Source organism: Magnetococcales bacterium (genome assembly GCA_015231925.1).
Taxonomy (GTDB): domain Bacteria; phylum Pseudomonadota; class Magnetococcia; order Magnetococcales; family JADGAQ01; genus JADGAQ01.
Genome location: JADGAQ010000003.1, coordinates 17,566 through 27,323, shown reverse-complemented (window position 1 = coordinate 27,323; position 9,758 = coordinate 17,566). Strand labels below are relative to the sequence as shown.

Sequence of the window (9,758 nt, the reverse complement as noted above, 5' to 3'; positions counted from 1 at the left end):
CGGCCCTCCTGGCGGCCCTCCTGGCGGCCCTCCTGGCGGCCCTCCTGCAACCAGGCCTGTTTGTTGCGCTCCACGATTTCACGGGCGAAAAGGGACATCATCTCGGCCTCCTCGCAAGTCTATTGAAAGACCTCTTCCACACTCTCCGCCACGACAATCCTTTTTCTCCATATTTTCAGAGCCTCCAGATCCGCGCCGGCGATGCGGGAACAGACCCACTCCGGCGGCGAACCAAAACGATCCTGAAACAAGTCCAGCACGAATTCGGCCATGCCCTCCTGGCGGCCCTCCTGGCGGCCCTCCTGGCGGCCCTCCTGGCGGCCCTCCTGGCGGCCCTCCTGCAACCAGGTCTGTTTGTTGCGCTCCACGATTTCACGGGCAAAAAGGGACATCATCTCGGTTTCCTCCTGCGGACAGAGCTGCGCCACGATATCGTGTACTCTATTATGATCCAGCGTCGGGAAGGTGTTCAACAGGTAAATCATCACCGGAATGGCGAACTCCGGCGCTTCGACCAACGCCTCGACGATGCATTGCAGGGCCTGCAACTGGGCCTCCGGGTTGCGGGTGCCGTATTTCAGGGCCAGCAATCCGGCCCGCAGACGGGCATTGCGAGAGAGTCGTCCGTCCGGAACGGCCCCGAGGTTGATCAGTATATAGGTAAAATTCATCAGATAGGGTTGCAATTCCGGGTCCGCGTCCATCACGGCGCGGTATTCGCCCGGAATCCGCCATTCCGCCTCGCCGTGGTAGAGAACGAAGGGGATAACCGGCGGCAGCGATTCCCATTGGGGATTTTTTCGGGCTTCCAGTTCATGAATACCCATCATGCCCCGCCCCAACTGCAGGCCGACGCGCGGGTCCGGATAGCTTTTGTGTTCGATCAGGGTGTAAAAATAGAGCTCTTTGCCGTGAATCGTCCGGCTGCGAAAAACGCGATCCGAGTATAGAGCCAGCAACTCCTGGCTGACGAAGCTCTCGCTGATCGACTCCGGATCGTCCGGCCCCAGCAAGCCCGCGACCTCCGGGGGGAGATACTCCCGCAACAAGGCTCCCGCCGTCTCCGGATGGGACATCAGCGCCTTGAACAGCCGGTCATGGGGTTGGGAAAGGTCGCTCACGGTGTCCGTTTCACGCCTTGAGGGCGTTGGAGAGGAAATAGCGCACCAGGCTGGCCCCGCCTTGGGCCAGGTTGCTCAACTCCGACCAGGAGCTCAACTGCTTGACCTTGCGCCAGACCACCGTCGGACGCTGATAAAAGCGCCGGTAGCCCTCTTTCAGAAAGAGATCCAGCCGTTCCGGGGAGACCGTGGGCAGGCGCATCACCGTTTTCGACAGATCGTAGTCATCCCAATCCTCCGTCAGCAGGTAGCCCCGCTCCTTGGCCCAGTCGAACATCTCCGTGCCCGGATAGGGTGTGGTGATGTTGAAGACCACCAGATCGGGATCCAACGCGATGGCATAGCGAATGGTCTCCTCCAGGGTCTCTTCGGTTTCACCGGGATTGCCGAACATGAAGGTGCAGCGCGAGGTCAAACCCACCTCCCGGCACATCTGCACCGCTTCGCTGTTTTTGACCAGGGGGGTGGGCTTCTTGATGGTTTTCAGAATCTCCGGATCCCCCGATTCCACGCCGAACATCACCTGATGGCAGCCGCCCCGCTTCATGGCGGCGAGCAGATCCCGGTTGACGCAATCGACCCGGGCGAAGCAGCTCCAGGTCAGATCGATGCGGTTTTTCTCCAGGAGATCGCACAACCGTTTGATGTTGGAGGGGAAGACCGTGAAAGTATCGTCGTAGAAGGCGATCTCCCGCATGCCGTACTTGCGGGAGAGCAGGGCCATCTCCTCGAAGACCCGTTCCGCCGAGCGTTTGCGCAGTTTGATGGAGGCGGAGTTGCAGAAGGTGCATTTGCCGGGGCAGCCGCGGGTGGCGGTCATGTTGATGGCGGGCAGACGTTTGTAGGCCCCCACCGCCGGTTTGTAGCGGGCCAGTTGCACCAGATGGAAGGCGGGAACGGGCAAGCGGTCGAGATCCTCCACCAGGGCATCCGGCCCCTGGTGGCGCACCTGGCCGTCGACCCGATGGGAGATGCCCGACAGGGTGTGCAACGGGGTGTTTTGCAACAATTTCAGGAAGATATCCTCCCCTTCCCCGCGCACCACCACATCGACGGCTTCCTGGGCCAGGGCCTCTTCCGGCATGGCGCTGCAATGCACCCCGCCCAGAATCACCCGGGAGTGGGGATGGTATTTCTTGATGAGCCCCGCCAGGCGATAGGCGTTCTTGGCCAGCGGCGTGGTGGCGGTGATGCCGTAAACCTCGAAGGCCTGCTCCCGGATGCGGGCTTCCATGCCCTCCCAACCCAGGAGTTCGGCCTGGAAGTCCCACACCGTGACCTCGACCCCTTCCTGTTCGGCCACGGCGGCCAGGTACAACAGGCCCAGGGGCGGCATGGTGGCGCGAATCTGGCTCCAGATATTGCCCTGTCGCACCTGCCAGGGGGGATTGATCAGACAGCAGCGCACGGGCGGACTCCTTGATGAGGTGGCAATCCGGCTATTGCCAGGGTTTGGAACCGGGGGACGGAAAGACCAGATAGCGCCGTCCCAGAAAGTTGACCAGAACCAGACCGACCGCTCCGACGAATTTGGCCGACAGGGGTTCCATACCCATGCTCACCAGGCTGTGGGTGATGAACTGGTCCACCAGCGCGATAAAGCCGGCGAAGAGCCAGAAGGCCACCTGCTCCCCGAGGGCCGACCAGCGCGCCTTGTGACGAAAAAGCAGCAGGATGCACAACAGGTAGTTGACCACCGCCGCCAGCACGAAGGCCACGCCCACCGCCCAGGCCAGGGTCATTCCTCCCCGATAGGCCAGGTGGAACGACAGCAGGTTGACCCCCGCCGAAACACCGCCGATGAACAGGTAGACCAGAAACTGCAACGGAAGCGGCATCTGGTAGGCGTTGTAATAAAAAATGCACCACAAGGCCCGGAACCCGTCCCTGACGCCGATCTTCTTGCCTTCAGCGTAGGTGCGTCCGTAGTAGGAGACGCCCATTTCGTAGATGCGCAGCCGCATGTGGGCCACTTTGGCCACGATCTCCGGCTCGAAGCCGAAGCGGTTTTCCTCGATGGTCACGGCCTGAATCACTTCGCGGCGGAAGACCTTGTAACAGGTCTCCATGTCGGTCAGGCTCAGATCGGTGAACATGTTGGAGATGAAGGTGAGGAAGCGGTTGCCCAGGGAGTGCCAGAAGTAGAGAACCCGGTGCGCTCCGGCGGAGAGGAAACGGGAGCCGAAAACCACGTCGGCCCGTCCGGAAATCAGCGGTCCCAGCAGTTGCTTCAAATCCTGGGGATCGTACTCCAGATCGGCGTCCTGCACGGCGACGAAATCGCCGGTGGCCCGTTGAAATCCGGTACGCAGGGCCGCGCCCTTGCCCTGGTTCCGCTCGTGACGCAGGTAGGTGATTTCGGGGTGACGCTGCGCCAGTTCCTGCCCGATCAGGCCGCTCTTGTCTTTGGAGGCGTCATCCACGATGATGATTTCCAACCGCAAAGCGGCATCGGCGATGGCCAGCACCGTCTTCACGCAGCTTTCGAGAGTCGCCTCTTCGTTGTAGCACGGTATCACAATACTTAAGAGCGTGCTCTGTTTCAACGCATCTTCCATAGCCATCCGTTTCCCAAAGAGGATACACTGGTTCGGATCATCATATTGGCATGAGTTGCAAGCCTTGAAAAGCACTTTCACCGGAAGTGGGCGGGGCAATTCTGGAAATATTTTGACTTTCAATATGTTATCCTTTAAGTATCAAAAAAAAGAAAATGTTCTATCTTTTGACCTTTTCAATTATTCGTTAACGAAAATACATGATTAAATTATTTGCTTGATATTTTTTTCTGAATTAAAAATGGAAAGTCAAAGGACAGAACATTTTCTTTTTTTGATACTTAAAAGATAACATATTGAAAGTCAAAAGAGCTTGTTTCCCCCAGGAGATGGATGATGCGCGAAAAAGACACCCCCGCCGCAACCCCGGAAACGCGCCTTTCAACCCGTTTCGCGCCAATTCGGACCTGAAGGCCGCCCGCAATGGTTGACATCATCCCCCTGCCCGCCGACTACGCCGCCTGGCTGACGGAACTCAAAACCCGCATCCACAGCGCCCGGCAACGGGCGACGTTGGCCGTCAACCGGGAGCTGGTGCGGCTCTACTGGCAGATCGGACGGGATATTCTTGCTCGGCAAAACCGGGAAGGCTGGGGAGCCAAGGTCATCGAGCGGCTGGCGCAGGATCTGCGCAGCGCCTTTCCGGAGATGAAGGGCTTTTCGCCGCGCAACCTGAAGTACATGCGCTCCTTTGCCGAAGCCTGGCCGGATGGCGAATTTGTGCAAGAGGTGCTTGCACAATTGCCCTGGTATCACCAGCTCGCCCTGCTCGACAAGCTGAAAACCGGGGAGGAACGCCGCTGGTACGCCACCAAGGCCATCGAACACGGCTGGTCGCGCAATGTGCTGGTGATCCAGATCGAAACCCGGTTGCGCGAGCGTAGCGGCCAGGCCATCACCAACTTTTCGACCCAACTGCCCGCTCCCCTGTCCGACCTGGCGAGAGAGTCGCTGAAGGATCCCTACCGACTTGATTTCCTCGGCTTGGGCGAAGAGGCCCAGGAACGCGCCCTCGAAGAGGCCATCGTCGGCCACATCACCGATTTCCTGCTGGAACTCGGCGCGGGTTTCGCCTTCGTCGGACGACAGGTGCATCTGGAGGTGGGCGGAGAGGATTTCTTCCTCGATCTGCTCTTCTACCACCTCAAGCTGCGCTGTTTCGTGGTCCTCGAACTCAAGGCGGGGGAGTTCAAACCGGAACATGCCGGACAACTCGGCTTCTATCTGACGGCGGTGGATGCCCTGATGCGCAACGCCCACGACGGCCCGACCATCGCCTGCTGCTGTGCAAGAGCAAGAACAAGGTGGTGGCCGAATACGCCCTGCGGGATTCCAGCCAACCCATGCGAGTGGCCGAATATCAACTCATCGAGGCCCTGCCCGCCGAGTTGCAAACCAGTCTGCCCAGCATCGAGGCCATCGAGCAGGCCCTCGCCGAGGCAGCGGAGCAACACCCGTGACAGCCCGCGACTTCGACGAAAAACCACCGATGGAGCGCCCCGCCCCCGGACTTTCGACAACGGCGCTCAAGCCACCCCGTTGCGCCGGGAACGAACCGTTCGGTTCTTCCGGCAGTCGGCGAGCAGAGGCCAGGGGCCAAGTGTTCGACCCGTTTCACCAAAGCTACTCTGACCGCCACGGCAGCATCCACGAGGTGGCGGCATGATCGGCAAACCACGGAGAGTATGACCCCATGGCGGATTTTTCCTACGACGGCGACGATCTGGAAGTTCTCTCCGAACTGCCCAACTATCAGCAGTGGATTCTCGACAGTTTCCGCCCCCATCTGCGGGGCTGCTGCTGGGAGATCGGCGCGGGGCTGGGGGCCATTTCGGCACTCCTGCTGCCCCATGTGGAGCGGCTGCACCTGGTGGAGCCCGCCCCCAACCTGCATCGCGCCCTGCAACGCCGTTTCGCGGACCAACCCCGCGTCACCCTGCACGCCGGCGATGCCGCCTCGTTCCTGGCCGATGCCGCCGTGCCCCGCCCCGACTGCGTGGTCATGGTCAACGTGCTGGAACACATCGAAGACGATGCCGCCACCCTGCGAGCCATCCGGCAGCGGCTGCCCGCCGGCGGTCAACTGCTGCTCTTCGTGCCGGCGCTGCCCTTCCTCTTCTCCCGGCTGGATCGGGAGCTGGGCCACTTCCGCCGCTACACCCGGCATAATTTGCGCCGTCTGGCCGAAGAGGCCGGGTTCACCATCGAGCGGCTGGACTACTTCGATCTGCTGGGCATCCTGCCCTGGTGGCTGGTCAACACCCTGGCCGGCTCCACCCGCTTCGATCCGCGGGCCACCCGCCTCTACGACCGGGTGGGCGTACCCCTGACCCGAAGCCTCGAAGGCCTCGTCTCCCCGCCCCTCGGAAAGAACCTGCTGGCTTGCCTGACCCGAACTTGAGTATACTGTACCGGTCAGTCCGCTGCGTTGAACCATCCTGATCAAAAGGCCTGTCCATGAGTCGCCACTCCTCCCGCACCGATGAAGAGACCCTGACCCGAACACGGGTCAAAGAGCCGTCCCTGTTCAAGGTCGTGCTGCTCAACGACGACTTCACCCCCATGGATTTCGTGGTGGATCTGCTCATGGGCCTCTTTCAGAAATCGGAAGAGGAGGCCACCACCATCATGTTGAACATTCACCACAAGGGACAGGGCCTCTGCGGCATCTACACCCGGGATATCGCCGAAACCAAGGTGAACCAGGTGCATGCCCTGGCGCGCAACGCCGATCATCCCCTGAAATGTCGCATGGAAAAGGCCTGAGAGCCTGTGAATCCACGCTTCGAGGACGCCACCCCATGATCAGCAAACATCTGGAATCCTCCCTCAACCGGGCCCTGCGAGTCGCCCAGGACCGTCGCCACCAGTACGCCACCGTGGAGCATCTGCTGCTGGCCCTGCTGGAAAACCCCGAGGTGAGCGAGATCCTCCTGGCCTGCGGCTGCGACATCCCCCAACTGGCTCGGGACATGGACAACTTTCTGGCCACCCGGGTGCCCATGGTGGCCCGCAGCACCCAGGAGATCGACACCATTCCCACGGTGGGGTTCCAGCGGGTCATCCAGCGGGCGGTGCATCAGGTGCAGAACGCGGGCAAGACCCTGGTCACCGGGGCCTACGTCCTGGCGGCCATTCTCAATGAGAAGGAGTCCCACGCCGTCTTCTTCCTGGAGCAGCAGAACGTCACCAAGCTGGAGGTGCAATCCCTGATCTCCCACGGGGTGGGCCACGAGAATTTCGATAGCGATACCGTGGAAAACCCCTCTCCCGAAGGCCCGCAACCCGGCGAATCGCGTACCAATCCTCTGGCCCTCTACGCCGTCAATCTCAATCAACAAGCCCGGGAAGGCCGCGTCGATCCCCTGATCGGGCGGGACGAGGAGATCGTGCGCGCCTGCCAGATTCTCTGTCGGCGGCGCAAGAACAACCCCCTCTTCGTCGGCGACGCCGGCGTCGGCAAGACCCATGTGGTGGAAGGACTGGCCCTGCGCATCGTCAACGGCGAGGTGCCGGAGTTGCTGCGTTCCGCCACCCTCTTCGCCCTCGACATGGGGGCCATGCTGGCCGGAACCAAGTTCCGGGGCGACTTCGAAGCCCGCATGAAAGGCTTGCTGCGCGCCCTGCAAGCCCATGAGGGGGCCATCCTCTTCATCGACGAGATTCACACCGTCATCGGAGCCGGGTCCACCACCGGCAGCGTGATGGACGCCTCCAATCTGCTCAAGCCGCTGCTGGCTTCGGGTCAGTTGCGCTGTATCGGCTCCACCACCTTCGAGGAGTATCGCGGCATCTTCGAGAAGGATCGCGCCCTGGCGCGGCGTTTCCAGAAGATCGATCTGGACGAACCCGATCTCGAAGAGACCGTATTGATTCTCAAAGGGCTCAAGGCGCGTTACGAGGAGCATCACGAGATCAAGTACTCCCTGCCCGCCCTGCGGGCGGCGGCGGAGCTTTCCCGGCGTCACATCCACGACCGGCGGCAGCCCGACGCCGCCATCGACGTGCTGGACGAAGCCGGCGCGGCCAACCGGCTGCTGCCGGTTTCCCGGCGCAAAAAGAGCCTCGGGGTTCACGAAGTGGAACAGGTGGTGGCCCGCATGGCCAAGATCCCGCCCCGCTCCGTCTCCCAAAACGATCAGGAGGTGTTGAAAAACCTCGACGCCAGCCTGAAACGGGTCATCTTCGGTCAGGAAGGGGCCATCGAACGGGTCTGCGAGGCCATCAAGCTCTCCCGTTCGGGACTGGGCAATCCGGAGCGTCCCATCGGCGCCTTTCTCTTCTCCGGCCCCACCGGGGTGGGCAAAACCGAACTGGCGCGACAGTTGGCCCGGGAGCTGGGCATCACCCTGACCCGTTTCGACATGAGCGAATACATGGAGCGCCACACCGTCTCCCGCCTCATCGGCGCACCGCCGGGATACGTGGGATTCGATCAGGGGGGGCTGCTCACCGACGCGGTCACCAAGAATCCCCACTGCGTGCTGCTGCTCGACGAGATCGAAAAGGCCCATCCCGACGTCTTCAATCTGCTGTTGCAGGTCATGGACCACGGGCGGCTGACCGACAACAACGGTCGACCCGCAAACTTCCGTCAGGTTATTCTGGTCATGACCACCAATGCCGGGGCCTCCGATCTGCAACGCCCTTCCATGGGTTTCGTGGTGCAGGATCACGCCTCCGACGAGATGAAGGAGATTCAACGCCTCTTCGCCCCGGAGTTCCGCAACCGGCTGGACGCCATCGTGCCCTTCTCCCCCTTGGGAACGGAGGCCATTCTGCGGGTGGTGGACAAGTTCCTGCTCGATCTGGAAGCCCATCTGGAGAACCGGCAGGTCGATCTGGCGGTGGAGCCGGAGGCGCGGCAGTGGCTGGCCGACCACGGTTACGACAAGTCGAACGGGGCCCGTCCCATGGAACGCCTCATCAAGGAAAAGCTGCGCCGTCCCCTGGCCGACGAACTGCTTTTCGGCAAACTGTTGAAAGGCGGTTCCGTATCGGTATCGGTGGAGGCGGGCCAACTCGCCCTCAAGGTCTCCTCCCGGGAGGAAGACGGTGCGTGAACGTCCGGCACTGTTGATCCTGCTCCTGGGGCTGCCTCTGCAGGTCGCCGCAGTCGATGTGAACGGTCTGGACGACCCCACCCGCCCCGACAACTACATTCCCCCGGCGGAACGCTCCTCCGAAGGTAGCGAGGAACTGCCTGCGGGAACGACCCGGCAGATCAACTGGAACGAGTTGCGTCTCGACATGATTCTGCGTTCCGAAAGCCACACCCTGGCCATGATCAACGGGGTACGGGTGCAAGTGGGGCAGCGGCTGCCCAACGGGGCGCGGGTGGAACGCATCGAAGCCGACGCGGTGGTGCTGGATCTGGACGGCACCCGCAAGGAGATCAAGCGCAACTCCTGCTACCACATTGAGAAACAACAGGAAAAGCACATCGTGCAGCGGACTCCGCAGTGCAAGGAGAGCGTCAGCCGCAACGAGATCGAGGAGATTCCCCTGGAGCGGGAGGGCAATACCTTTTACATCCGGGCCAAGATCAACAACAAGGAGGAGGTGCGTTTCGTGCTGGACACCGGAGCCAGCGGTGTTTCGATCCCTGCCGAGATCGCCGGGCGCATCTTCGACGCCAAGACCTATCAGGAACTTCCCGCCACGGAGGTGACCATTGCCGACGGGTCCAAGAGCAAGGCCAAGCGCTGCACCTTCAACGTGATTCAGGTGGGCAGCCGCAAGGTGGCGCGGGTGGAAGGCGTGATCAAGGATCTCTACGCTCCGCCGTTGCTGGGCATGTCGTTTCTGGAAAAGCTGGGGAACTGGCGACTGGACAGCAAACGCAACATGCTGATTCTGGCCAGCCACGCCGAGGAGAAGGCCGCCAAACCGGGCGGGGAAGGTGCTGCCGGTGGTCTCGACACCCTCAAACGGGCGGCGGAGAAATCGGTGGAGGCTTCGGGAGGGAGCAGACCGAAAAAGTAGGGTATCTGTTCCGATAAACGGGGGTCCGGGGGGGATTATCCCCCCCGGTGGGGTGTGGGGCAACGCCCCACGACGTTTCCTTTCGCCGTTGACC

8 protein-coding genes and 1 pseudogene are annotated in these 9,758 nt (G+C 61.5%); 6 read left to right on the top strand and 3 right to left on the bottom strand.

Features of this window, described 5'->3' with window-relative positions:
- Positions 1–119 precede the first annotated feature (119 nt).
- The 3 genes from HQL56_00785 to HQL56_00775 are packed head-to-tail and all read right to left on the bottom strand — an operon-like array spanning position 120 to position 3,679.
- Positions 120–1,121, bottom strand: coding sequence for an Rpn family recombination-promoting nuclease/putative transposase (locus tag HQL56_00785; protein ID MBF0308049.1), 1,002 nt, complete (start codon positions 1,119–1,121; stop codon positions 120–122).
- Between the two features lie 10 nt (positions 1,122–1,131).
- Positions 1,132–2,529: a cobalamin-dependent protein gene (locus HQL56_00780; protein ID MBF0308048.1), complete on the bottom strand. Its 1,398-nt coding sequence runs from the start codon at positions 2,527–2,529 to the stop codon at positions 1,132–1,134.
- Positions 2,530–2,560: 31 nt separating this feature from the next.
- A complete protein-coding gene (locus HQL56_00775; GenBank protein MBF0308047.1) occupies positions 2,561–3,679 on the bottom strand; it encodes a bifunctional glycosyltransferase family 2/GtrA family protein in 1,119 nt (372 codons plus the stop codon).
- Between the two features lie 423 nt (positions 3,680–4,102).
- On the opposite strand from HQL56_00775, the pseudogene HQL56_00770 reads away from it, so the two are divergent.
- The 6 genes and pseudogenes from HQL56_00770 (at position 4,103) to HQL56_00745 (ending at position 9,664) form a co-directional block, all read left to right on the top strand.
- Positions 4,103–5,139 (top strand): annotated as a pseudogene (locus HQL56_00770) (DUF1016 family protein).
- A complete protein-coding gene (locus HQL56_00765) occupies positions 5,136–5,345 on the top strand; it encodes a hypothetical protein (GenBank protein MBF0308046.1) in 210 nt (69 codons plus the stop codon). Before HQL56_00770 ends, HQL56_00765 begins: the two are co-directional and overlap by 4 nt.
- Positions 5,346–5,372: 27 nt before the next feature.
- A complete protein-coding gene (locus tag HQL56_00760) occupies positions 5,373–6,080 on the top strand; it encodes a class I SAM-dependent methyltransferase (GenBank protein ID MBF0308045.1) in 708 nt (235 codons plus the stop codon).
- A gap of 56 nt (positions 6,081–6,136) precedes the next feature.
- The gene (clpS, locus tag HQL56_00755; protein MBF0308044.1) at positions 6,137–6,445 is read left to right on the top strand and encodes an ATP-dependent Clp protease adapter ClpS; all 309 of its coding nucleotides are present in this window, start codon (positions 6,137–6,139) and stop codon (positions 6,443–6,445) included.
- Positions 6,446–6,480: 35 nt separating this feature from the next.
- On the top strand, positions 6,481–8,742 hold the full coding sequence (gene clpA, locus HQL56_00750) for an ATP-dependent Clp protease ATP-binding subunit ClpA (GenBank protein ID MBF0308043.1): 2,262 nt from the start codon (positions 6,481–6,483) through the stop codon (positions 8,740–8,742).
- Positions 8,735–9,664, top strand: a complete 930-nt coding sequence (locus HQL56_00745) for a retroviral-like aspartic protease family protein (GenBank protein ID MBF0308042.1) — start codon at positions 8,735–8,737, stop codon at positions 9,662–9,664. Before clpA ends, HQL56_00745 begins: the two co-directional genes overlap by 8 nt.
- Positions 9,665–9,758: the final 94 nt, after the last annotated feature.

Coding starts and splice junctions, on each gene's coding strand:
- HQL56_00775 (MBF0308047.1), bottom strand. CDS start 3,679: ATGGAAGATGCGTTGAAACAGAGCACGCTCTTAAGTATTGTGATACCG.
- HQL56_00760 (MBF0308045.1), top strand. CDS start 5,373: ATGGCGGATTTTTCCTACGACGGCGACGATCTGGAAGTTCTCTCCGAA.
- clpS (MBF0308044.1), top strand. CDS start 6,137: ATGAGTCGCCACTCCTCCCGCACCGATGAAGAGACCCTGACCCGAACA.
- clpA (MBF0308043.1), top strand. CDS start 6,481: ATGATCAGCAAACATCTGGAATCCTCCCTCAACCGGGCCCTGCGAGTC.